Annotated in this window: 27 protein-coding genes; 8 read left to right on the top strand and 19 right to left on the bottom strand. The window is 34.7% G+C overall.

Going from position 1 to position 22,137, the window contains the following annotated elements; all coding sequences use genetic code 11:
• Nucleotides 1-18 precede the first annotated feature (18 nt).
• Both Q0787_RS08760 and Q0787_RS08765 read right to left on the bottom strand, forming a co-directional pair.
• Nucleotides 19-201, bottom strand: a complete 183-nt coding sequence (locus Q0787_RS08760) for a hypothetical protein (RefSeq protein ID WP_298902076.1) — start codon at nt 199-201, stop codon at nt 19-21.
• A gap of 162 nt (nt 202-363) precedes the next feature.
• Complete coding sequence (locus Q0787_RS08765) at nt 364-1,707, bottom strand: microtubule-binding protein (protein ID WP_298902077.1); 1,344 nt, start codon at nt 1,705-1,707, stop codon at nt 364-366.
• Between the two features lie 170 nt (nt 1,708-1,877).
• Between Q0787_RS08765 and Q0787_RS08770 the strand changes: the two genes are divergently transcribed.
• The 3 genes from Q0787_RS08770 (at nt 1,878) to Q0787_RS08780 (ending at nt 3,160) form a co-directional block, all read left to right on the top strand.
• Nucleotides 1,878-2,675 carry an MBL fold metallo-hydrolase gene (locus Q0787_RS08770; RefSeq protein ID WP_298902078.1) on the top strand — a complete coding sequence of 266 codons (798 nt, stop codon included), beginning with the start codon at nt 1,878-1,880 and terminating at the stop codon, nt 2,673-2,675.
• A gap of 104 nt (nt 2,676-2,779) precedes the next feature.
• Nucleotides 2,780-3,013, top strand: coding sequence for a hypothetical protein (locus Q0787_RS08775; RefSeq protein ID WP_204345307.1), 234 nt, complete (start codon nt 2,780-2,782; stop codon nt 3,011-3,013).
• Between the two features lie 3 nt (nt 3,014-3,016).
• Nucleotides 3,017-3,160, top strand: coding sequence for a hypothetical protein (locus tag Q0787_RS08780; RefSeq protein WP_298902079.1), 144 nt, complete (start codon nt 3,017-3,019; stop codon nt 3,158-3,160).
• Nucleotides 3,161-3,211: 51 nt separating this feature from the next.
• On the opposite strand, the gene ettA is transcribed toward Q0787_RS08780, so the two are convergent.
• The 8 genes from ettA to Q0787_RS08820 form a co-directional block, all read right to left on the bottom strand.
• The gene (gene ettA / locus Q0787_RS08785) at nt 3,212-4,903 is read right to left on the bottom strand and encodes an energy-dependent translational throttle protein EttA (protein WP_298902080.1); all 1,692 of its coding nucleotides are present in this window, start codon (nt 4,901-4,903) and stop codon (nt 3,212-3,214) included.
• Complete coding sequence (locus Q0787_RS08790) at nt 4,903-5,085, bottom strand: CAL67264 family membrane protein (RefSeq protein WP_243472163.1); 183 nt, start codon at nt 5,083-5,085, stop codon at nt 4,903-4,905. Before Q0787_RS08790 ends, ettA begins: the two co-directional genes overlap by 1 nt.
• A gap of 107 nt (nt 5,086-5,192) precedes the next feature.
• Nucleotides 5,193-5,903, bottom strand: a complete 711-nt coding sequence (locus Q0787_RS08795; RefSeq protein ID WP_298902082.1) for a pirin family protein — start codon at nt 5,901-5,903, stop codon at nt 5,193-5,195.
• A gap of 17 nt (nt 5,904-5,920) precedes the next feature.
• Nucleotides 5,921-6,793 (bottom strand): pirin family protein, encoded by an 873-nt coding sequence (locus Q0787_RS08800; protein ID WP_298902084.1) that lies wholly within the window; start codon nt 6,791-6,793, stop codon nt 5,921-5,923.
• A gap of 58 nt (nt 6,794-6,851) precedes the next feature.
• On the bottom strand, nt 6,852-7,289 hold the full coding sequence (locus Q0787_RS08805; RefSeq protein WP_298902085.1) for a MarR family winged helix-turn-helix transcriptional regulator: 438 nt from the start codon (nt 7,287-7,289) through the stop codon (nt 6,852-6,854).
• A 10-nt stretch (nt 7,290-7,299) separates the two neighbouring features.
• The gene (locus Q0787_RS08810; RefSeq protein ID WP_298902087.1) at nt 7,300-7,581 is read right to left on the bottom strand and encodes a GNAT family N-acetyltransferase; all 282 of its coding nucleotides are present in this window, start codon (nt 7,579-7,581) and stop codon (nt 7,300-7,302) included.
• A 2-nt stretch (nt 7,582-7,583) separates the two neighbouring features.
• Complete coding sequence (locus tag Q0787_RS08815; protein ID WP_298902089.1) at nt 7,584-8,114, bottom strand: NADPH-dependent FMN reductase; 531 nt, start codon at nt 8,112-8,114, stop codon at nt 7,584-7,586.
• A gap of 2 nt (nt 8,115-8,116) precedes the next feature.
• Complete coding sequence (locus Q0787_RS08820) at nt 8,117-8,476, bottom strand: DoxX family protein (protein ID WP_298902091.1); 360 nt, start codon at nt 8,474-8,476, stop codon at nt 8,117-8,119.
• Nucleotides 8,477-8,621: 145 nt separating this feature from the next.
• Here Q0787_RS08820 and Q0787_RS08825 point away from each other — a divergent pair, with 145 nt between their 5' ends.
• Together Q0787_RS08825 and Q0787_RS08830 are read left to right on the top strand one after the other, a co-directional pair.
• Nucleotides 8,622-10,250, top strand: a complete 1,629-nt coding sequence (locus Q0787_RS08825) for an acyl-CoA carboxylase subunit beta (RefSeq protein WP_298902092.1) — start codon at nt 8,622-8,624, stop codon at nt 10,248-10,250.
• On the top strand, nt 10,250-11,530 hold the full coding sequence (locus Q0787_RS08830; RefSeq protein ID WP_298902094.1) for a nitrate/nitrite transporter: 1,281 nt from the start codon (nt 10,250-10,252) through the stop codon (nt 11,528-11,530). The genes Q0787_RS08825 and Q0787_RS08830 overlap by 1 nt, the downstream gene beginning before the upstream one ends.
• On the opposite strand, the gene Q0787_RS08835 is transcribed toward Q0787_RS08830, so the two are convergent.
• From Q0787_RS08835 to Q0787_RS08850, 4 genes are read right to left on the bottom strand one after another with little or no spacing between them, the layout of a single operon-like run.
• Complete coding sequence (locus tag Q0787_RS08835) at nt 11,523-12,587, bottom strand: AMP-binding protein (protein WP_298902096.1); 1,065 nt, start codon at nt 12,585-12,587, stop codon at nt 11,523-11,525. The genes Q0787_RS08830 and Q0787_RS08835 overlap by 8 nt on opposite strands.
• A gap of 18 nt (nt 12,588-12,605) precedes the next feature.
• Nucleotides 12,606-13,550: a CPBP family intramembrane glutamic endopeptidase gene (locus Q0787_RS08840; RefSeq protein ID WP_298902097.1), complete on the bottom strand. Its 945-nt coding sequence runs from the start codon at nt 13,548-13,550 to the stop codon at nt 12,606-12,608.
• A 2-nt stretch (nt 13,551-13,552) separates the two neighbouring features.
• Nucleotides 13,553-14,587, bottom strand: a complete 1,035-nt coding sequence (locus tag Q0787_RS08845) for an o-succinylbenzoate synthase (RefSeq protein ID WP_298902099.1) — start codon at nt 14,585-14,587, stop codon at nt 13,553-13,555.
• 59 nt (nt 14,588-14,646) lie between these two features.
• Nucleotides 14,647-15,336, bottom strand: coding sequence for a DUF2490 domain-containing protein (locus Q0787_RS08850; protein ID WP_298902102.1), 690 nt, complete (start codon nt 15,334-15,336; stop codon nt 14,647-14,649).
• Nucleotides 15,337-15,544: 208 nt separating this feature from the next.
• On the opposite strand from Q0787_RS08850, the gene Q0787_RS08855 reads away from it, so the two are divergent.
• Nucleotides 15,545-16,357: a sterol desaturase family protein gene (locus Q0787_RS08855; protein ID WP_298902103.1), complete on the top strand. Its 813-nt coding sequence runs from the start codon at nt 15,545-15,547 to the stop codon at nt 16,355-16,357.
• The gene (locus Q0787_RS08860; RefSeq protein WP_298902105.1) at nt 16,347-17,138 is read left to right on the top strand and encodes an SDR family oxidoreductase; all 792 of its coding nucleotides are present in this window, start codon (nt 16,347-16,349) and stop codon (nt 17,136-17,138) included. Before Q0787_RS08855 ends, Q0787_RS08860 begins: the two co-directional genes overlap by 11 nt.
• Nucleotide 17,139: 1 nt before the next feature.
• Here the strand turns inward: Q0787_RS08860 and Q0787_RS08865 are convergent, their stop codons facing one another.
• From Q0787_RS08865 to Q0787_RS08880, 4 genes are all read right to left on the bottom strand, one after another.
• Nucleotides 17,140-17,952, bottom strand: coding sequence for a class I SAM-dependent methyltransferase (locus Q0787_RS08865; protein WP_298902106.1), 813 nt, complete (start codon nt 17,950-17,952; stop codon nt 17,140-17,142).
• Between the two features lie 14 nt (nt 17,953-17,966).
• Complete coding sequence (locus Q0787_RS08870; RefSeq protein ID WP_298902108.1) at nt 17,967-18,644, bottom strand: metal-dependent hydrolase; 678 nt, start codon at nt 18,642-18,644, stop codon at nt 17,967-17,969.
• Nucleotides 18,645-18,844: 200 nt separating this feature from the next.
• Nucleotides 18,845-19,750: a 1,4-dihydroxy-2-naphthoate octaprenyltransferase gene (gene menA / locus Q0787_RS08875; protein WP_298902110.1), complete on the bottom strand. Its 906-nt coding sequence runs from the start codon at nt 19,748-19,750 to the stop codon at nt 18,845-18,847.
• A gap of 15 nt (nt 19,751-19,765) precedes the next feature.
• Nucleotides 19,766-20,605 (bottom strand): 1,4-dihydroxy-2-naphthoyl-CoA synthase, encoded by an 840-nt coding sequence (locus Q0787_RS08880; protein ID WP_298902111.1) that lies wholly within the window; start codon nt 20,603-20,605, stop codon nt 19,766-19,768.
• A gap of 195 nt (nt 20,606-20,800) precedes the next feature.
• Here Q0787_RS08880 and Q0787_RS08885 point away from each other — a divergent pair, with 195 nt between their 5' ends.
• Nucleotides 20,801-21,229, top strand: coding sequence for a hypothetical protein (locus tag Q0787_RS08885; protein WP_298902113.1), 429 nt, complete (start codon nt 20,801-20,803; stop codon nt 21,227-21,229).
• Here Q0787_RS08885 and Q0787_RS08890 read toward each other — a convergent pair.
• On the bottom strand, nt 21,218-22,054 hold the full coding sequence (locus Q0787_RS08890; protein ID WP_298902114.1) for a S1-like domain-containing RNA-binding protein: 837 nt from the start codon (nt 22,052-22,054) through the stop codon (nt 21,218-21,220). The genes Q0787_RS08885 and Q0787_RS08890 overlap by 12 nt on opposite strands.
• Nucleotides 22,055-22,137 lie beyond the last annotated feature (83 nt).

Raw genomic sequence — 22,137 nt, forward strand, 5'->3', positions numbered from 1 at the left:
AGCTATACCTTCTATGATTTAAAAATTGAATTTCTCTTTACAAACATGAGTTTCTGTCTTTACCGTTTCGCCTTGTTCCCCTTGAGTTATTTCTGTTAATGTTTCACACGCTGTGTGATCATTAGAGAAATAGATAAATGTAATAAAGCCTGAGGCTAATAATACCAACGTAAAAGACACTAAAAAATATTTTCTATTCATAATTATGTTCTGCGTTAAGGATTGATACGGTATCCTTTTTTCGTTTTTCAGAAAAAAGATATAGAGGAAAGCCTGACCCTCTGTAGTTTTTCAACGAAAGAGGGTAACGCCCATTAATTTGTTATTACGCTTTTTTTTTCAAAAAATCGCCTAATACGAGGTTTAGGACAATAAATCGTCGTCGTTAGATTCTGGTTTTGGTTCACCTTCTGGTTCACCGCCTCCATCTCCAGGTGCATTTGGATCTGCATTATAATATTCATCGAAAATCTCTTTCATATCAATACCATAGCGATCTGCAAAGTTTTTCTGGATTTCAGAATCCTTCGTTCTAATCTCTTTCAAGGCTTCTGCATAACTTCCATATACACCTTGCATTACTTTTTCATGAACAGGAATATTATCCATCATTTCCTGACGTGCTTTAGCACTAGCTGTATGCATCGCAGCTAAGGTTTCTCCAATATGTTCATCTGTTTTCACACCTAAATGCTCTAAAATAGCTGCAAACTCTTGATCTGTTCTTGCTTTTAACGCCACAACATATCCATCGTAATACTTCAAACGTTCATCAGTATCACTCTTTAATTTAGCACGATGTGTTTGTAAATTACTACGCAGAGATGTTAATACTTTTATAGTTAAGTTATGTTTATGTACGAAACTATCTTTTGAAGCCGCTAATGTCGTATAAGCATTTTTAAGGCCTTCTAACTCTTCAACTTTTTGCTCAAGTTGCGTTACTTTTTCTAAGGCTTCGGAATATTCTGTAGACTGTTTATCTGCAACCTCTTCTAATGCTTGACGCGCTTGTTTTAACAAGGCATATTGTTCTTCTAACTGTGCCTCTACTTGCTTCTTCTTCTCTAAAGCCTTTGTATGGTTATTACTTGCTTCGACAATTGCCGTTTTTAAACTTTCTTCAACTTCTTTGATTTCAAGTTCACGATCTTTTAAACGTTTAATTGCTGCTTGACTTTTAAATGACAACTCATTTAAGAGTGTTTGTACATCTGCGCTTTCGATACGTTGTTGAAATAAAGCCTTTGCTTTATTATCTGAGGCATCTCTTTCTTTTTGGGCAGCTTGAAGCTCCTCTTCTGCTTTTTTGATTTTACTTTTTCGTCCCCAAAGGTTGTTCCACCAGGTATCGGGTGTTTTGTTAGCATCTTCTAACTCTACCTTTGCACGCTCTAAACGCTTTATCGCATCATCTATGATTTTCTGTTCGGCAGCGTTTAATGCTGAAAAACCTTCAAACATAATACCTACTTCATCCTGATAATCAGTAAGGTCCTTTATAGCATCAAGTAAGGTGGATCTATCTTTTTCTGCCATATCTACAACATTATCTAATGTTGCGTTAAGTATTTTCTGACGACTTTCTGGATCATCCTCTTGCGCCAATTTAGACTTCATTTGGTCTATGGCCTTTCCCCAATTTACATCTACTTTCTCAGTTTTTTCGTTGGAATTTGTTTCTAATAAATCAAAATCATCAGACATATTATGTTGTGTATTAAAGTTGAACAATATTTAGGACAAGCAATTTCGTTAAAAAATATGATTTTTAAAACTTAATCTACCTAAAATATCAGTAGTAAAATATAATATTTTGTTACAAACTTTATTCGTTATCGATTTGTAATTATCTTTAGGTTTTAAAATGATATGCTATGAAATACCTAAACCTTTTAATGATTGCTGCCTGTATCTCTGTTTTTTCATGTAAAACAGATTCTAAAGAAAATGCTATTGATACTATAGAGTCTAATAATGAAGATGTTGTTACCAACGCATCAAAGGAAGATAATAGCTTAGAGATTCATCCTATTTCGCATGCTACAATGGTGTTAACCTTTAAGAACAAGGATATTTATGTAGACCCAACTGGTGGCGCCGAGACATTTGCGTCATTTTCTGCTCCCGAGTTTATTTTAATCACAGATATCCATGGAGATCATTTTAATATTGAAACATTAAAAGCTCTAGATTTATCGGCTACCACTATTATTGCTCCAAAAGCTGTTTTTGACAGGTTCCCAGAGGATATAAACCCACAAAAAACTGTGACCCTCAATAACGGAGACTCTATCGCCTTAGATGGTTTAGTGTTTAAGGCAATACCAATGTATAATTTGAGAAAAGACGCTTTGCAGTTTCATACTAAAGGACGTGGAAATGGTTATGTATTAACGCTTGGAGATGAACGCATTTATATATCTGGTGATACCGAAGATATTCCTGAAATGCGCGCTCTTGAAAATATAGACAAGGCATTTGTATGCATGAATTTACCTTGGACAATGACGATTGATAAGGCTGCAGAAGCGGTATTAGAATTTAAACCGAAAGCTGTTTATCCTTACCATTACAGAGGAAAAGATGGGATGAGCGACGTTGAAAAATTCAAAACATTGATACATCAAGGCGACGAAAGCATAGAGGTCGTTCAATTGGAATGGTATCGCTAATTTCAGCTTGTTTTATCGATTAAGTGTAACTTTTTATAGATAAATTGCTTGTTTTTTAAATATTATTGTATATTTGAAGACCAAATCAAGACAAACCTAGTGTAATGCTAACTACTTATACTTCAAATATTTCACTCGTAAGCACGATGCAGCTAACCATAGTTCTCATTGTAACGGCTTCTATATTTTTAATTTTCATTGCTATTGCAATTATTAAAATGTATAAGTTAAAGGCAGAAAACAAAAGGTTAACCGATAACAGTTTCTATAAATCTGAAATAGATAAAAGCTATCAAGATTTCACTGATGGGCATTTGTATGACAATAATAACAATTAAATTATGGATACTAATCTAGCAAAAATAACTACGATATTATCTATTGCTTTAGTTACAATTTTAGGCCTATTGGTATTAAACTTAGTTAAAGTTTATGCCCTAAAAAAAGAGAATAAAGCACTTAGAAAACAAATAAATAAAGAATAAAAAAAAGCCAGCGATTGCTGGCTTTTTTTTATTCTTTATTGGAAAAGACAATTATCTCACCAACTTTTTATATTTAATTCGTTTAGGCATTAAATCACCGCCTAAGCGTTTCTTCTTATTTTCTTCATAATCTGAAAAACTACCTTCAAAGAAGTAAACTTGGCTATCTCCTTCAAAAGCTAAAATATGCGTGCAAATACGATCTAAAAACCATCTGTCGTGAGAAATAACAACAGCACATCCTGCAAAGTTTTCTAAACCCTCTTCTAAAGCTCTCAACGTATTAACATCTAGATCGTTGGTAGGCTCATCTAAAAGTAAAACATTGCCTTCCTCTTTAAGTGTCATTGCTAAATGCAATCGGTTTCGTTCTCCTCCAGATAACAAATCTACTTTTTTATTTTGCTCACTACCCGAAAAATTAAAACGGCTGAGATAAGCCCTAGAGTTTACCTGTTTTCCTCCCATCATAACTAGTTCCTGCTCATCACTAAAGTTCTGCCAGATTGATTTATTGGGATCAATATTAGAATGCGCTTGATCTACATAAGCAATTTTAGCAGTGTCACCAACAACAAATTCTCCTTTATCTGGTGTTTCTTCTCCCATTATCATTCTAAAAATGGTAGTCTTACCAGCACCATTGGGTCCAATAACTCCAACAATTCCTGCTTGAGGTAAATTGAAATTTAAATCTTCATACAATAGCTTATCATCATATCCTTTACTCACACCTTTAGCTTCAATAACATTTGTACCTAATCGTGGTCCATTTGGAATGTAAATTTCTAATTTTTCATCCAATTGCTTTTGATCCTGGCTCATGAGTTTATCATAATTCTTTAAACGAGCTTTTTGCTTAGTTTGACGACCCTTAGCTCCTTGACGTACCCATTCTAGCTCACGCTCTAGCGTTTTTTGACGTTTAGATGCGGTTTTACTTTCTTGCGCCATTCGCTTCGATTTTTGGTCTAACCAAGATGAATAATTTCCTTTCCATGGAATACCTTCACCTCTATCGAGTTCTAAAATCCATCCAGCAACATTATCCAAGAAATATCTATCGTGAGTTACTGCTATAACCGTTCCTTTATATTGAGCTAAGTGATGCTCTAACCAATGTACAGATTCGGCATCCAAGTGGTTGGTAGGCTCATCCAATAACAACACGTCTGGCTCTTTCAATAACAAACGACATAAAGCCACACGACGACGTTCTCCACCAGATAAAACACCAATTTTCTTATCGCCATCAGGTGTACGTAAAGCGTCCATTGCGATTTCCAATTTAGTATCTAATTCCCATGCATTTGAAGCGTCTATTTGATCTTGAAGTTCAGCTTGACGGTTCATTAGCTTCTCCATTTTATCAGGGTTACTATAAACTTCTTCCAAGCCAAATTGGTCATTAATTTTGTTATACTCGTCCAAAATAGCAACAGTCTCGGCGGCACCTTCTCTTACTACTTCCATAACTGTTTTATCGTCATCGAGCTTAGGCTCTTGTTCTAAGTATCCTACAGAGTAATCTTGAGAAAACACGACATCTCCTTGATAGTTTTTATCAACACCCGCAATTATTTTAAGAAGGGTTGATTTACCAGAACCATTGAGACCTAATATTCCAATTTTAGCTCCATAAAAAAAACTGAGATATATATTTTTAAGAACAGGTGTATTAGCAGACTGAAACGTCTTTGTTACACCAGACATTGAGAAAATTATTTTTTTATCGTCACTCATTATACTCTCCCTTTTAAAGCATTAAACACCCAGGCAATAGCAAAAAAACCTATACCAACAGCAGCAAAACCCCAACCTGCTACTTCGTCATAGCGAAAGGCTCCAAGTGCTATTAATCCAAGTCCTACTATTATCATTATTGTGGTAGCCCATGCTAACACAGTATTTTTATTCATAGCCATATTTCTTAATTTTAGATAGTTAGTCTAACCACAAATATCGTGATTTTAAACTAAAAAAAAGCATTCTAAATTAGAATGCTTTTTCTCTATTAATAGATTATGTTTTATCAATGCATAGGGACTTCAACAATAATCAATTCTGAATTCTTAGTTGCTTTAATTTCAATATTTTCGGCGTCAAAAACACCAATTGCATCTCTACTCCCTAGCTTATCATTAGCTACAGAAACTTCTCCTTCAACAACAAAAATATAGAATCCATTTTGAATAGATTTAACCTTCAAGTCTACCCGACTAGACTCATCCAAGCGAGCACGATAAATATAGGCTTCTTGATTAATTGGTAAAGCAAGCCCATCTAGTTTGCCTATTGGTGCTACAAGCGTTTGAAGTTTATTCTCCTCGACAGTAAACTGTCGTTGCTCATAATTAGGCGCTACATTCGATTCTTTTGGAATGATCCACAACTGAAGAAAGTTAGTTTCATCAGTTGAGCTCGCGTTAAACTCAGAATGCGTCAATCCTGTACCTGCACTCATTACTTGCACTTCACCTACTTCAATAGCCCTTACATTTCCCATGCTATCTTTATGCGACAAGGCGCCTTTTAAAGGAATTGAAATTATTTCCATATTTTGATGAGGATGTGTCCCAAACCCCATTTTAGGTTGAACAATATCATCATTTAAGACACGTAATGCTCCAAAATTCATTCGCTCTGGATTTTGATAATTTGCAAAACTAAAGCTATGATAAGATGTTAACCATCCATGATTCGCATATCCTCTTGTTTCTGCTTTGTGTACTATAGTTTTCATAATATTTCTATCTCAATTTAATGTGCTGGAAGAAAGCCCATTTTACCCATTTGATAATCGCGCATTGCTTCCAATAATTCAGTTTGTGAGTTCATTACATAAGGTCCGTATGTTGCAACTGGTTCCTTAATAGGTGCTCCAGACAAGAATAACAACTTGCTATCCTTTTCAGCCTTTATAGAGAACCCTTCTCCGTCTTGATTGAACTCCATTAGTTGATTTTTATCTAGTTCAATATGCTCCACATTGTTAACATTTACCTTACCATTGAGTAAGTACAATAGCCCTTGGTGCGTATCTGAATAACTTATAAACTCTTCTCCTCCCGCTTTCGCATCAATCATAAAGGCATTTACGGGAGTTTGAGTGGCTATTTTGCCATAGCTATTATTTAACGCTCCGGCTATAACTCGTGTTTCAACATTTCTATCTTCGGAAAAAATCACGTTAAAATCCTCATGTCTTGCATGCTGATAATTGGACGACATCATTTTTTTTTCGGCAGGAAGATTTAACCATAATTGAATACCTTCAATAGTTCCTCCCTTTTTGACAAGGTTCTTTGTTGGGCCTTCGGCATGAATAATACCCCTACCAGCGGTTGTCCATTGCACATCTCCTGCTTTTACCACACTTTCATTACCTAAAGAATCGCGATGTAATTGCTCACCCTGCACCAAAAATGTTACGGGTTCAAATCCTCGATGAGGATGTGGTCCCAAATCGAACGGGTTATTAGTTTCGGATATCTCATAAGGTCCATAATGATGTAATAATATAAATGGATCAATCATTTCTATGGCTTGTGTTGGAAAAGGCTGTCTTAAGCGAATTGGTCCCATATTTACAAAATGGCTCTTCCCTGCTCTTTTTATAGTATTTAGTTTCATTTTAATAATCTTTAATTGCAATAGTTTCCATGGAAACTATTTGGTTAAAAAAATACGGTCAACGTATTTTGTCGAGCAAGTCACTAAGAGTACTTGCTTCTTTTTCAGTTAAATTTTCTAATAAATCTTCTTTAAACTCTTTAGAGATAAGGTCTAACAAATTGCGTCCGTTTTGAGTAATTTCAATATGTACAACTCGCCTATCTCCTGGGCATGGCAAACGTCTTATCAATGACTTATCGCATAATTTATCCATTAATCGTGTTGCATTAGGTGCACGCTCTAACATTCGTTCTTTAATGGTTTGCACTTTTATAGCTTTACCTGCTCCTCTTAAAATCCTTAAAATATTAAATTGCTGCGGTGATATTCCGTAAGGTTTAAAGAAAGCATTTTGATGACTATTTATCCAGTTAGCTGTATAAATAATATTTAATAGTGCCTTGACTTTATCGTTTGGAAATGTCGAATTAATATCTTTAGAAATATCTCCCATAGTTTAAATTTTAGAATAACACATCATTATATTTAGTTCTCTTTTTGAATACTGCAGCGGCAAAAGGACATAAAGGTAAAATCTTAATACTATTAGCTCGTGCATAATCTACAGATGCTTCTACCAACATATAACCTATACCTTGACCTTTTAAAGACGGATCTACTTCCGTATGATCAATAATTATTTTGTCGGCGCCAGCATGACTATAGGTCATAAGCCCTTTTTCTTTGCCGTTCAATTCATAATAGAAACGACCTTTGTTACCATAATCTTCATGTTTAATCTCCATGATTATAGACTATTTTCAAATTGTTTTACCTCTTCAATTAACTGTTGATTTAATTCTTCATTAGACATTTTTCCTCCTTCAAAATTAGCTCCAAAAGAAGGTAATGAAAAAACTCCAACAATATTACCTCCCATATATGGGAAGCGTCCTTTCGCTATTTCTAATACAGTTGCTCCACCTCTTCCGCCTGGAGATGTTGCCATTAACAACATGGGTTTATCACTCCATAGTTTATTATCAATTCTTGACATCCAATCAAAAATATTTTTAAAAACAGTAGCATAGGCTCCATTGTGTTCTGCCAGTGACAAAACGATGCCGTCTGAAGATTTAATATGCTCTAAAAAATTACGAGCATTATCTGGAATACCGTGTTCTATTTCAAAATCAATACTGTAGATAGGTAATTCAAAATCATTTAAATCTAAAACTGTAACATCACCATTCTCCACAAGTGAGGCTGCATAAATAGATAATTGTTTATTAATCGAGTTTTTACTATTACTTCCTGCAAAGGCAATTATTTTCTTCATAATTATTGTTTGTTAATTCTCTTGTTAAAAATGTACGATACACTTAGTAATATAAGTGCTACCAATGCTCCTGTTTGCTCGCCGTCACCAATCATATAATGCGCAAAAAAAGCAAGGACAAAGGCAAAAAAGAACCCTGCATATGCCCACTCTTTAATGATTTTAAAATTAGGGTTCCATAATGCGAATAGCCCTAAAAGTTTTGCTACAGCATAAGGATATATAATATAGGTTGGATATCCAAAACTTGTAAACATTTCTGCCACATCATCGTGCTTAAAAAAATACATACTTACTGAAAACAACATCAATAACGTTAGTAATCCGGTAGCAACATAATAAATAATTCTATCTCTTTTCATCTTAAATTGGTTTTTGTTGGTACAAATATACAAAAAATATTTAATATATACCTAGGAAACTATTTCCGTGTAATATATTTTAACAAATTATTCACTTTCTAATCCGTTATGGGTTTTGTAAATTCGTAGGAAATAAAAACACACTATGGATTTAAACTTCAATAAAAACGAAGATCATAATAAATTACTCCTATCAGAATTAAAAAAACGCTTAGCCAAAGTTAAACTTGGTGGTGGAGAGAAGCGCATTACTAAACATCATGCCAAAGGTAAAATGACTGCCCGAGAGCGTATAGACTTCTTGTTGGATTCAAAAAAACCATCTATAGAAGTTGGCGCCTTTGCTGGAGAAGGAATGTATAAAGAACATGGTGGTTGCCCTTCAGGTGGTGTTGTAGTAAAAATAGGATATGTAAAAGGCAAACAATGTATTGTTGTTGCTAATGACGCCACCGTGAAAGCTGGTGCATGGTTTCCTATCACTGGTAAAAAGAACTTAAGAGCTCAGGAAATTGCTATTGAAAACAGATTACCCATTATTTATTTGGTAGATTCGGCAGGTGTGTTTTTACCTATGCAAGATGAGATTTTTCCTGATAAAGAGCATTTTGGCCGCATTTTTAGAAACAATGCTGTAATGAGCAGTATGGGTATTACACAAATAGCCGCCGTAATGGGAAGTTGTGTTGCTGGTGGAGCCTACTTACCTATAATGAGTGATGAAGCCTTAATTGTTGACAAGACAGGTAGTATTTTCCTAGCTGGAAGTTATTTGGTTAAGGCAGCTATTGGAGAATCTATTGATAATGAGACTTTAGGAGGAGCCACAACTCATTGTGAAATTTCTGGTGTTACCGATTATAAAGCCAAAGACGACAAAGACGCACTAAGTACCATACAACGTTTAATGGATAAAATTGGAGATTACGATAAAGCTGGTTTTAATCGTGTAGCTTCAAAAAAACCAAACGCTAATCCTGATGATGTTTTCGGAATATTACCACGCTCACGAGCAGATCAATACGATATGAGAGAAATTATATCTCGTCTTGTTGATAATTCTGAATTTGATGAATACAAGAAAGGCTATGGTCAAACTATTATTACAGCTTATGCCAGAATTGACGGATGGGCAGTTGGTATTGTTGCCAACCAGCGTAAACTTGTAAAAACAAAAAAGGGGGAAATGCAATTTGGTGGTGTTATCTACAATGACAGTGCAGATAAGGCCACGCGTTTTATTGCTAACTGCAATCAGAAGAAAATACCTTTGGTCTTTTTACAAGACGTAACAGGATTTATGGTAGGAAGTAAATCTGAACATGGAGGCATTATTAAAGATGGCGCTAAAATGGTAAATGCCGTAAGTAATTCGGTGGTACCAAAATTCACTATTGTTATAGGGAATAGCTATGGAGCAGGAAATTATGCCATGTGTGGAAAGGCCTACGACCCTAGACTAATTGTGGCCTGGCCAAGTGCCGAATTAGCAGTAATGAGTGGTAATAGTGCAGCTAAAGTATTATTGCAAATTGAAAAGGCATCGCTTGAAAAGCAAGGCGAAAAAATAACTCCTGAAAAAGAAAAAGAACTATTTGATAAGATTAAAAATAGATACGACGATCAAGTATCTCCTTATTATGCAGCGGCTCGAATTTGGACGGATGCCGTAATTAATCCTTTAGACACTAGAACTTGGATAAGTATGGGAATAGAAGCGGCCGACCACGCTCCTATTGAAAAGCCATTTAATATGGGGGTACTGCAAGTATAATGGCACTTCAAGAGAAAAAGAACAAACAACCCATTTATGTCATAATATTACTCATATTAGCGGCTGAGGCTGTTTTTATTTTACCTTTCGTTTTACAACGAATTTTTAAAACCACGTTTTTAGAATCGTTCTCTATTACGAACGTCCAGTTGGGAAGTTGCTTTTCTATTTATGGAACAGTTGCTCTTTTTTCTTACCTATTTGGTGGTCCTTTAGCCGACAAGTTCCGACCTCATGTATTAATGTCTGTTGCATTATTTCTTACAGCTGTTGGCGGTCTTTATTTAGCGACCTACCCGACATTATTTAATCTGCATGTACTTTATGGATTCTGGGGCTTTACTACAATATTTTTGTTTTGGGCAGCCATGATAAAAGCTACTAGAATTTGGGGAGGTAGTAATAAGCAAGGTATTGCTTTTGGTTTCTTAGATGGTGGTCGAGGTTTAGTTGCAGCTATTTTTGGATCTGTTGGTGTTTTAATATTCTCATTATTTATTACCAAAGACATAGAACTCACATCTATTGAAGAACGTCGTGATGCATTTAAGCATGTCATTACCTATACGTCTTTTGCTGTTATGGTTATTGCTGCTCTCGTATTTTTCTTTTTACGATTCAAAATTGAAGAACCAGTTCATAAACATAAAGACAAGTTTCTAACTTTAGACAATTTCAAAACAGTAATGAAATATAAGTCGGTTTGGCTTCTCATGATTATCATTTTATGTGCATATTATGGCTACAAAATGACAGATATTTTTAGTCAATACGCCGAAGAAGTAATGCTCTACAATAAGATTGAAGCAGCAAAAATTGGAACCTATCTTCTTTATATGAGACCTGTTATTGGTGTTGTTATCGGGTTATTAGCCGATCGTACTAGAGCCTCTTTATGGATTGTCATCGGTTTTATATTGATGGCCTTTACTAGTCTTATTTTTGCCTCGGGAATCATTAGTGATAATTCTGTAGTATTATTTATATTATCAATTGGCACTATGGCTTTGGGTGTTTATTCTGCAAGAGTTCTTTATTTTGCAACATTAGAAGAGGCAAAAATTCCTTTGGCAATAACTGGTACTGCTGTTGGGTTTATCTCTATAGTAGGCTATACACCCGATATTTTTGCTGGTCTTTTATATGGTTATTTTTTAGATGCTTACAAAGGCTTAGAAACTGGTCATCAAATTGCCTTTGGTATTATGGCTGGTTTTGCAATACTAGGATGCATCGCCTCGTTTATGCTTTACAAGCACACTAAAAAGATAGTTACTTAATTATACTCTTAAACGTCTTTTGGCGCTGAAGTTTTCCTGTTTCAGTTTCAATAAATTTAGTCGTGTGATATACCTTTTTTGGGATTTCAAATTTTGATAAGCCTCCAAAAACATCTTTATTGAATGTTTTAGAATCACCTTCTAAAACAAGAACAACCTTTTGACCTAAATCTTTATCAGGTTCTGAAGTAATAAAAAATCTTGATTTTATATTATCGCTAAGCTTTGCCTCAATTAATTCGGGAAATAGTTTTACACCACCAGAATTAATCATATTATCAAAACGTCCTATAATATCAAACTCCGATTTAGAAACCACATCTACAACATCATTGGTAGTTATGATATCATCGGTTAGTTGCTTTGCTTCAATTACTAAACACCCTCTGTTATCGGCATGTATTTTGATATCCTTTAAAATTTGAAAATGTGCTCCTTTTTCCGAAGTAAAATTAAGACACCTTACGGCAATATGGCTAACTGTTTCGGTCATCCCATAAGTTTCAAAAACTCTAGTATCTAAACCCTTCAATTCTTCTTTTAAACTATTTGAAACCGATGCTCCTCCAACAATCAACGTCTTTATTTGCATCAATTGACCTAAAGATTTCTTGAGTTGTAATGGTATCATCGCACAAAAATCATAAGGTTTCAAATGCTGATAAGCAGGCATTGAAGATGGAGCCACCATGTCTAGTTCAAGCCCTAGAATCATAGCTCTAACAAGCATCATTTTACCTGCTATATATTGACTAGGCAGGCAATGCAGTGCTGTATCTCCTGGTTTCAGTTTAAAGAAATCACCGGTCATAATTGCAGAATTGACCATGGCTTGCTTTTTGAGTTTTATGGTTTTTTGCACTCCTGTAGAGCCAGATGTTTTAACTAAGACGAAGTCTTTGTCGTCCAACCAATCTAACAGGAAATTACCTGTTACTCGTTCATAGGATTCACCTTCCTTAACTAAACTATAAGCCACTTCTTTAAGTCCTTCGCGGTCATAATTAATACCGTTTAGCCGAAATTTTAAATGTATTTTATTAAATAGAGGTGTCATTTGACGCTAGTTATGGCCTTACTCTCCTATAATTTTATAATCTTCTTTTGGCGGTTCTTCTACGCGACCAAACAAATTCGCTTTCCAATGCTTCCATTTGTACTTTTTGGCCATGATTAATAAAATAATAGGATATACAATTAAAATAGGAATTAAGATCTCTGAAATGTGAGTACTCGCTTCTGTGGCAGTAGATTTAAATAATGCATCGGTTTGTAAGGCCGACCAATCTGACGTTACCAATAAAGATGCCATTAAGTTATTACCAAAATGAAATCCTAAGGCCAATTCTAAACCATCATCCATTAAGGTCATGATACCCAACAATAAACCAGTTCCTATATAAAATATCATAACAATTGGTCCCATTTCGTCAACCTCTGGATTTCCACTATGCAAGACACCAAACATCACTGATGTCACAATTAGCGGGAACCATCTGTTTTTTACGACAATAGCCAACTGCTGCATAAGATATCCTCTAAAAAGATACTCTTCCAAACCAATTTGAAGCGGAAACAAGAGTAAACTTACAACAACTAAAATGGTGAATTTCAATGGGTCTAGTTGAAATGTTACACTAGATGGGTCTGAAAAATAGCTCACCATAAATAAACCAATGGTAATAACAGTAATTAACGAAAACGAAAAGAAAACACGTTTCCAATCAATTTTATCTCGTGCTGTTGTAAGCGACATCAGGCTGCGCTTATGCAAAAATTTAACAAACAAAAACAGGAACAATAATAGAAATGCAAAGGGCAGCAAGTTAAATGCAAGCCAAAAGTTTTTACTTGGCACTAATTCTAACAACTTTTTTTGTTCTTCGATAACATCAAAACCGTCTGCAAAGAAAAATAAAAAAATGAGATTAAAAATAAAAAGTCCTGAAACAACCAAAACAGTTAAAATGACTTTCCAAGGTTCATTTTCCCCTTTATATGCTTGCTGTAAATAATTCATAGTTAAATATTAAAATTCCAAGGTGTTTGTTTTCTGTAGTGCAATGTACCATTTTTTACAACTAATGGCGAATCAAAGTTATTTGTAAATAAAGCGCCTGTACCAAGTCCTTGTGGTAATCTATTTTGAAGTGTATAGGTCCATTGAGCAATAGCATTCAATCCAATATTACTTTCTAAAGCACTCGTAATCCACCAGCCAATGCCATGCTCATTGGCATGAGAAATCCAAGATTCGCTTCCATTGAACCCTCCAACCAAAGTAGGTTTTAAAATGATATATTGCGGATTAATACCTTGAAGTAATTCTTTTTTTATGTCGTCAGAATGTATCCCAATAAGTTCTTCATCTAAGGCAATGGGCAAAGGTGTTTCTAAACATAACTTAGACATTTCTTCCCATTGTCCTTGTTTAATGGGTTGCTCAATAGAATGTAAATTTAAATCAGATAATCGCTTTAATTTTTCCAAAGCTTCATCTATAGAAAACGCTCCATTAGCATCTACTCGTAATTCAATATCATTTACGGAGAACTCTTTTCGAATGGATTTCAAAAGCTTCAATTCGGTTTGAAAGTCTAAAGCCCCAATTTTCATTTTTATACATCGAAAACCTGCCTGAATTTTTTCTTTTATCTGAGTCCTCATAAAGTCTTCATTTCCCATCCAAATAAGTCCGTTAATAGCAATTGACGACTCTCCTCTTGAAAAAGGAGATTGAAACAACTTAAAGCCATCACTACTATCTAAAGACTTAAAGGCCATTTCTAATCCAAACTGGATACTAGGAAACTCATTAAGCGCTTTGTATAAGTTATCAAGTCCTAAAGAGATGTGATCACAAACCCATTGCAGCTTAGATTCGAAATCTGGTCTATCATCATAGCTTAAACCTTTAAACATACCACATTCTCCAATCCCTTTCTTTCCATTATCATCAATAATAATGAACCAAGTATCTTTTGTTTTCAAGATTCCTCGAGATGTGCCACTGGCATTTTTAAAATGTAGTGTATATGATTTATACGTTGCTATCATAATTTATGTACTCACCACAAAAATAAGAAATATGCCTGCAATAAGATTGAGAAATAGACTTAGAAATTATGATGGAAACTTAGCTGTAATTGGGCTTTACCAACACTATTTGTCTTTTGGTTCATCCAACCCAATTGAAATTTCATTCCTGGTTTTAGCACATAACCTACACCTAAATAAGTACGGTTACGATCAAAGAATTCTACTTCTCTATTATCTCCAATATCACGCTGACCATTAACGAATAATTCATTATACAATGCAGCATATATGGCACCTTTTTCTAAAGCACTTTTATTAAAAGGTACATTCAAAAATAAATTATAACGATATCTTGTTCTAAAATCTTGATCTTCTACAAAACGCTGTTCATATCTAAAGCGATGCGTAAGATAAACGCGATTTCCAAGTTTATGAGGCAATAATGCTTCTTGATAAATTCTACTTTCAGTTGACGTATTGTCACTTTCTCCAAAAGCTCCTGACGTAATATGTGCATAACCTAAGGTAAATTTAGCATTAACCCCTTTGGGTCTATACGTAAGTCCAGAACGCAGTAGTAGTTGCTCTAAGTCGCCACCTAAATTCCAATTTCGATATTGTATATCTCCTTGAATTCCAAATTGACTTTCTTTAAATTGATGGTCATAGAAATACATGTACCAAGCACCTGTTTTACCAGATGCAACTTGAGCCATCATTTTCACTGAAATACAAAAAATGATAAGAAAAGTAAGTTTTAGTTTCATTGTTGGTTTATTTTGTTGCAAAATAACATCTACATTTTTTGTGTAAAAATCATTAGTCGTAAATAACAGATTTTTAACAATTTTGTACTTTAGCTGAAATCTATTATTAGAGATGCAAGATCCAAATTTTCCCAATATCATTTTATTTGCTATTCCCTTTTTTATAGTGTCTATGCTATTAGAGCTTTACGTCACGATAAAGCAAGATATGAAAACCTACGAAACAAAAGACGCCTTTTCTTCAATAGCTATGGGATTAGGAAATGTTTTTCTCGGTTTTTTTAGTAAAGCCATTGTGCTCTTAGCTTTTTTCTTCGTTTATGAGCATTTTAGACTATTTACAATTCCAATTGTATGGTGGAGTTTTATTCTCATTTTTTTTGCAGATGATCTTGCCTATTATTGGTTTCATCGTATCTCACATGAATGCCGTTTATTTTGGGCATCGCACGTAGTCCACCATTCGTCTCAACATTACAATTTGAGCACAGCATTGCGACAAACATGGTCTGGCGGATTTTACTCTTTTGTATTTTGGCTGTGGTTACCTTTATTGGGATTTCATCCAGGTATGATATTATTACAAATGTCCATTAGTTTATTGTATCAGTTTTGGATTCATACCGAAACTATACAAAAAATGCCACGTTGGTTTGAAGCTGTTTTTAACACACCATCACATCATCGTGTACATCATGGTAGTAACCCAATCTATTTAGACAGAAACCACGCAGGTATTTTGATTATCTGGGATAAAATCTTTGGAACTTTTCAACCCGAATTAGATCATGAAAAAGTTGTTTATGGCCTGGTCAAAAACATAAATACATATAACCCTATAAAAATAGCTTTTGTAGAATGGATATACATGTTCAAAGACACATTTTCTGGGCGAAAATCACTAAAAAATCGACTCCTATACCTTATTAAACCACCAGGATGGAAACATGATGGCAGTGGCCAAATATCTGAAGATTTAAGAAGAGAATGGCTAACTAAAAATTCCAAAAATGAAACTTAACAATAAAACAATATGGATTACTGGAGCGTCTAGTGGAATAGGAAAAAGTTTGGCAATTGCCTTATCTAAATATGATTGTAAACTTATTCTTTCGGCTAGAAGAACTGAAGAATTAGAAAAAGTAAAAGCATTATGTAAACAGCCTAACGATGTATCTATTCTTCCTTTAGACCTTGCGAATAGCGAAGCGATGACGTCTATGGCGCATAAAGCTATTTCTACATTTGGAAAAGTGGATATATTGGTAAATAATGGAGGAATTAGTCAGCGTTCGGCAATACTAGAAACTTCAATAGACGTAGATCGAAAACTCATGGAAATTGACTACCTAGGTACTGTGGCCTTATCAAAAGCGTTACTACCCTACTTTGTTGAGCAGCAATCTGGTCATTATGTTGTTGTATCGAGTCTTATGGGAAAATTTAGTTCTGCATATCGTTCGGCCTATTGTGGCGCTAAACATGCCTTGCATGGTTTTTTTGATGCCCTACGTTTAGAACACGACAAAGATAATATTAAAGTAACCATGATTTGTCCTGGTTTTGTAAATACTAATGTAGCTCGAAATGCACTAACAGGAGATGGTAGTAAACAAGGCTATCAAGATGACATGACCGAAAATGGTTTAGACGTTGACGTTTTTGTGCAAAAAATGATTAAAGCCATCCGTAAAGAAAAATACGAAGCCTATATTGGTAAATTCGAAAAATTTGGTGTCTATGTAAAGCGCTTGTCTCCTCGTCTCATTCACAAATTAGTGCTACGCAGTAAAGTGAAATAATTTATAGTTTTTCGGCAATAACTTCAATTAAGATTGGACAAAACAAGGTGGCATTTTTGTTCTTTTCTAGGGCTTCAAAATCCTTTAAGGCTTGCGCTACATCTGTTTGAGTTAAGTATCCGGCTTCTGCTAATCTTGGAAAATAACTATAGTAAAAAGATTTTGGCCAATGCCAATTAAGATTATCGGGTGTGGCTAATTTAGCCATAAGTCGCTTGCTGGTAACCTTCATGCCTATATCCTCAAAAATTCTTGGCAGTTCTTTACCAACATCAATTTCGCCCTCCTGTTCCTTAAAACTTTGCAAACAACCAGCAATGGCCTTTTCAATACCCTCTTTACGCGGTACAACACTATGAGTTTGCCAGTCATAGTATTCATGTAAGACCATTTTACCACCAGGTTTAAGAGCGGTTTTAACTTTGCTTAAAACCTCTTTCACATTGGGTATCCACGCCATTGCCCAGCGACAATACATACCATCTAGGCTATTTGGTTCTAAAACCATATCATTAAAATCTGCTTGAATCGCGTCAATCTTCAATCCGTATTGATTATTGATTTGTTTTAGAAAATTAACAAAATGTTCCGAGCGATCAATACCAATAACTTTTCCAGAGTTTCCAACAACAAAAGCCAATTCTTTAGTGCAAAATCCAGGTCCGCAGCCTAAATCTAAAATGGTTTGTCCTGCCGTAAACCCAGCTAATTCCCATCCTTTATGAGCCTCGGAAGCCCATACCTGATGCTGTAAGCCTAATCGATGGAGCTCTTCCTGATCTGTTCCTAATATATATGCGTCTTGCTCTTTCAAAATTTAATGTGTTACTATAAATCTATACGTTCTCCAATATCCAATAACATTAGATCCTTATTCTTATCGAAAAATTTTCGTTTGGCAGCTTCATGATCTATTTCTATATAGCCAAAAGTATCAAAATGATATCCTAACACCTTATCGCAGTCTACAAAATCACTTGCAATAAGGGCTTCATCAATTCCCATAGTAAAGTTATCTCCAATAGGTAAAATAGCTAAATCCAATGTTGTAAACATAGGAATTAACTTCATATCCATAGTTAATGCTGTATCTCCTGCAATATAGATCGTTTTATGTTCGCCTTGAATGACAAAGCCTCCAGGTTGACCGCCATAACTGCCATCAGGAAATGAAGACGTATGAATAGCATTAACATATTTAACGTTACCAAACTCAAAGTCCCATTGACCTCCATGATTCATTGGATGGCTCTCTAATCCCAGCTTATCAAAATATGTGGCGATTTCAAAATTAGAAACGACTACAGCTCCTGTTCGCTTTGCAATGGCTTCTACATCCAAAATATGATCTTGATGGGCATGTGTGATTAAAATATAATCGGCTTCTAGGGTTTCAATATTTATATGAGAGGCTTTAGGATTTCCTGAAATAAATGGATCAACAAGGATATTAATGTTGGCGATTTTAAGTCCTAAACTCGCGTGACCATAAAATGTAATTTGCATTATCGGTTGATTTAAAATGGTTGACTATAAAAACAGAATCTAAAATACGAAAAAACTCAGACAGATTTGAAGAAATTGTCTGAGTTTTAAAGCCCCAAATTTTATTGCCAACATAATAGCAAATAAATGCCGACCTACAAAATTTCAACAATAAATATAATCATTAATTATTTGAAAACCAAATATTTATGTTAAAAAAATTATAAAATATACCCTATCCCTAAAAGAAGAGAAAACAAGAATGTTGTCAATGCTAACACCTTTAATTGCGGGTCAAATGCCTTGGGATTGTCGGCTTTGTATACTTTAATAAGGTGAATAGATAACGGAATGTAAGCAATAAAAAACAAAAAGTTATAAATACGTGAATAGTATAATATAGAGAATACAAACGAAATTAGCATTGCTAAAACAATTAGTACAATGTGATATCTCTTTGCATTCATTTTCCCTAGTTTAACAGCTAAGGTTTCTTTTCCTGCAGCCTTATCTGTATCAATGTCTCTCATATTATTAAGGTTCAAAACTCCCATACTTAATAAACCCAAAGCAATAGCAGGTAAAACAACATGATGGTCTATGTGTTTTGTATATAAGAAATAACTTCCAACAACGCTAAGTACTCCGAAGAATACAAAAACGAACAAATCACCTAACCCTCTGTAACCATATGGAGAACTCCCAACAGTGTAATTAATTGCAGCAAAGACGGATAAACCAGATAACACGAAAAACAACAACGCATATAGAAAATATTTGCTTCCAAAAGACACAAATATTAAACCTACTGTTAATACAATAACTACAAGGATATTCATTTTGATGGCATCAAACATTTCCTCAGGAGAAATGGCACCACTTTGAATCGCACGCTCTGGTCCTATTCTATCATCATTATCTGTACCTCTAATGCCATCTCCATAGTCATTTGCCAAATTTGAGAGTATTTGTAGACTTATGGTCAATAGAATTGCGAACGTCATAATCATACCATTAAAATAACCATTGTAATGCGCAAAACATGATCCAATGATAATTCCTGATACCGACAATGGCAGTGTTCGTAACCTAAAAGCAGATAACCAAGGCTTTATTTTTTCTAGCATATTGGTGTTTTAGGTTTATGGTATCCATTTTTTATCAAAGTTAGGTTTTCGTTTTTCTAAAAACGCATCCCTTCCTTCTTTGGCCTCATCTGTCATATAAGCCAAACGTGTGGCTTCACCAGCAAATACCTGTTGACCGACCATACCATCATCTGTTAAATTCATTGCAAATTTCAGCATTTTAATAGACGTTGGCGATTTTGCTAATATTTCTTGAGCCCATTCATAGGCCGTATTTTCTAACTCATCATGAGGAATTACGGCATTAACCATTCCCATCTCGTAAGCCTCTTGAGCCGAGTAGTTTCTTCCTAAAAAGAATATTTCACGTGCTTTCTTTTGTCCGACCATTTTGGCCAAATACGCTGAACCATATCCTCCATCAAAACTAGTAACATCGGCATCTGTTTGCTTAAATATTGCATGTTCCTTACTTGCTAACGTTAAATCGCAAACAACGTGTAAACTATGTCCTCCTCCTACTGCCCATCCTGGTACAACGGCAATAACAGCTTTGGGCATAAAACGAATTAAACGCTGTACTTCCAAAATATTTAAACGATGATAACCGTCTTCTCCAACATAGCCTTGATGCCCACGCGCCTTTTGGTCACCTCCAGAACAAAAACTCCAAATCCCGTCTTTAGTGGATGGTCCTTCAGCAGATAATAACACCACTCCAATATTAACATCTTCATTGGCATCATAAAACGCATCGTAAAGTTCACTTGTTGTTTTAGGACGAAAGGCATTCCTAATATTTGGGCGATTAAAAGCTATTCTAGCAACGCCATTACATTTTTGGTAAGTAATATCTTCATAGGTTTTAGCAGTAACCCATTTGGCTGTCTCCATAGTCAAATATATTTGTAACAAAAATACTGCTTTTATATATAATATAACAAGCTAAAAGCATCCAAAACTTGTTCCTAAAATGTATCACATCATTGACATCTTTTTTAATGTGACGATTTTAAAAAAATGGTGTCTAAATATAGGCGTTTATATAAAACGCATTAAAAATTAGTTAGAAAACAAATATTAAGGGATATGACAATTTTAGATTCTAATGTTGCTTCACAGATTGTAAAGCAAGAGCAGTCGGATGCTGGAACACTTCATTTTTTTAACGACATAGCTGTTGTTGAATTTAATGAAGGCGTACATGTAGATTTAAATACAGCACGAAAAACCATTCATGATCTTATACATTACTTCGGAAATTCTAAGCCTTTTGGTCTTATTGCGAATAGGGTAAACTCTTATTCTATTTCTTTGCTGGAAACCTTAGAGGTCAAATCTATATTTCCAAATTTGGTTGCATATGGTGTTGTTAGTCACAATTACGCTGGACGAATGAATGCGGAAATAGAAAGCAATTTTTGTGCTTCACAAAATATTAGTTTTGACAACTTATATGAAGGTCTACATGCTGTACATAAAAAAGTTATTGAACAAATTGCTATATCAATCAACTAAGCGTATACCATCAGACTCAATAGTAATTAAACGCTGTTTATAGAGCGTGCCAATTGCTTTTTTGAACGTTTTTTTACTCATTTGCAATTCGCGCTTAATATCTTCAGGATTAGATTTGTCATTTAGAGCTAAAAAACCATCAGAACTATCTTCCAAATATTGCATTACAACATCTGCATTTGGTTCTATCTTACGATAACCAATTTTCCCTAAAACAATGTCCAATTTATTATCGTGACGCACTTTTTTAACATAACCTTTTAAACGGTCTCCCACACTAATATCTTTAAAAATATCTTCTGAAAATATTAAACCCAAGTGTTGGTTATTCACAATAACGTTCATCCCTAACTCTGAAGGATGAGACACGATTAAATCGACCTCGTCAAACTGTTGGACGCTAAGCTCCTTATTATCTAAAAAACGGTTAGTTTTACTTGAGGCAACGAGTCTATCTGTTTCTTCATCTAGATAACAATACACTAAATACCATCCACCTGCTTTCATTTTGAAGGCCTGTTCTTTGAAAGGGCAAAAGAGTTCTTTCACCATTCCCCAATCTAAAAAGGCTCCATGAGATGTAACTTGATTACAACGTAGTAAGGCAAAATCATCACGAACAATATAAGGTTCGTCTGTAACTGCCACAGGTCGTTCTTCATTGTCAAGGTATACGAAAACCTCAATCTCTTCCCATATCTTAAATGACTCAGGAACATAACGATTTGGTAACAAAACTTCGTTTCCTTCTTTGTCGGCTAAATATAGACCTTGATCTGTCTCACGTAAAATCTCAAGTGTATTATAATCTCCAATTTTTATCATGCGCCAAAGATACAGATATTAGTATTGAGAACTAAAAAAAGCGCCATAATTCTAAGTGAATTACAGCGCTTATTATTTTTAAA

The sequence above is a fragment of the uncultured Psychroserpens sp. genome, from assembly GCF_947492715.1.
In the GTDB taxonomy this organism is placed as follows: Bacteria; Bacteroidota; Bacteroidia; order Flavobacteriales; family Flavobacteriaceae; genus Psychroserpens.

Excerpts from the sequence above, each read along its gene's own strand:
- Q0787_RS08760 (WP_298902076.1), bottom strand. The coding sequence starts at position 201 with ATGAATAGAAAATATTTTTTAGTGTCTTTTACGTTGGTATTATTAGCC.
- Q0787_RS08765 (WP_298902077.1), bottom strand. The coding sequence starts at position 1,707 with ATGTCTGATGATTTTGATTTATTAGAAACAAATTCCAACGAAAAAACT.
- Q0787_RS08770 (WP_298902078.1), top strand. The coding sequence starts at position 1,878 with ATGAAATACCTAAACCTTTTAATGATTGCTGCCTGTATCTCTGTTTTT.
- Q0787_RS08775 (WP_204345307.1), top strand. The coding sequence starts at position 2,780 with ATGCTAACTACTTATACTTCAAATATTTCACTCGTAAGCACGATGCAG.
- Q0787_RS08780 (WP_298902079.1), top strand. The coding sequence starts at position 3,017 with ATGGATACTAATCTAGCAAAAATAACTACGATATTATCTATTGCTTTA.
- ettA (WP_298902080.1), bottom strand. The coding sequence starts at position 4,903 with ATGAGTGACGATAAAAAAATAATTTTCTCAATGTCTGGTGTAACAAAG.
- Q0787_RS08790 (WP_243472163.1), bottom strand. The coding sequence starts at position 5,085 with ATGGCTATGAATAAAAATACTGTGTTAGCATGGGCTACCACAATAATG.
- Q0787_RS08795 (WP_298902082.1), bottom strand. The coding sequence starts at position 5,903 with ATGAAAACTATAGTACACAAAGCAGAAACAAGAGGATATGCGAATCAT.
- Q0787_RS08800 (WP_298902084.1), bottom strand. The coding sequence starts at position 6,793 with ATGAAACTAAATACTATAAAAAGAGCAGGGAAGAGCCATTTTGTAAAT.
- Q0787_RS08805 (WP_298902085.1), bottom strand. The coding sequence starts at position 7,289 with ATGGGAGATATTTCTAAAGATATTAATTCGACATTTCCAAACGATAAA.
- Q0787_RS08810 (WP_298902087.1), bottom strand. The coding sequence starts at position 7,581 with ATGGAGATTAAACATGAAGATTATGGTAACAAAGGTCGTTTCTATTAT.
- Q0787_RS08815 (WP_298902089.1), bottom strand. The coding sequence starts at position 8,114 with ATGAAGAAAATAATTGCCTTTGCAGGAAGTAATAGTAAAAACTCGATT.
- Q0787_RS08820 (WP_298902091.1), bottom strand. The coding sequence starts at position 8,476 with ATGAAAAGAGATAGAATTATTTATTATGTTGCTACCGGATTACTAACG.
- Q0787_RS08825 (WP_298902092.1), top strand. The coding sequence starts at position 8,622 with ATGGATTTAAACTTCAATAAAAACGAAGATCATAATAAATTACTCCTA.
- Q0787_RS08830 (WP_298902094.1), top strand. The coding sequence starts at position 10,250 with ATGGCACTTCAAGAGAAAAAGAACAAACAACCCATTTATGTCATAATA.
- Q0787_RS08835 (WP_298902096.1), bottom strand. The coding sequence starts at position 12,587 with ATGACACCTCTATTTAATAAAATACATTTAAAATTTCGGCTAAACGGT.
- Q0787_RS08840 (WP_298902097.1), bottom strand. The coding sequence starts at position 13,550 with ATGAATTATTTACAGCAAGCATATAAAGGGGAAAATGAACCTTGGAAA.
- Q0787_RS08845 (WP_298902099.1), bottom strand. The coding sequence starts at position 14,587 with ATGATAGCAACGTATAAATCATATACACTACATTTTAAAAATGCCAGT.
- Q0787_RS08850 (WP_298902102.1), bottom strand. The coding sequence starts at position 15,336 with ATGAAACTAAAACTTACTTTTCTTATCATTTTTTGTATTTCAGTGAAA.
- Q0787_RS08855 (WP_298902103.1), top strand. The coding sequence starts at position 15,545 with ATGAAAACCTACGAAACAAAAGACGCCTTTTCTTCAATAGCTATGGGA.
- Q0787_RS08860 (WP_298902105.1), top strand. The coding sequence starts at position 16,347 with ATGAAACTTAACAATAAAACAATATGGATTACTGGAGCGTCTAGTGGA.
- Q0787_RS08870 (WP_298902108.1), bottom strand. The coding sequence starts at position 18,644 with ATGCAAATTACATTTTATGGTCACGCGAGTTTAGGACTTAAAATCGCC.
- menA (WP_298902110.1), bottom strand. The coding sequence starts at position 19,750 with ATGCTAGAAAAAATAAAGCCTTGGTTATCTGCTTTTAGGTTACGAACA.
- Q0787_RS08880 (WP_298902111.1), bottom strand. The coding sequence starts at position 20,605 with ATGGAGACAGCCAAATGGGTTACTGCTAAAACCTATGAAGATATTACT.
- Q0787_RS08885 (WP_298902113.1), top strand. The coding sequence starts at position 20,801 with ATGACAATTTTAGATTCTAATGTTGCTTCACAGATTGTAAAGCAAGAG.
- Q0787_RS08890 (WP_298902114.1), bottom strand. The coding sequence starts at position 22,054 with ATGATAAAAATTGGAGATTATAATACACTTGAGATTTTACGTGAGACA.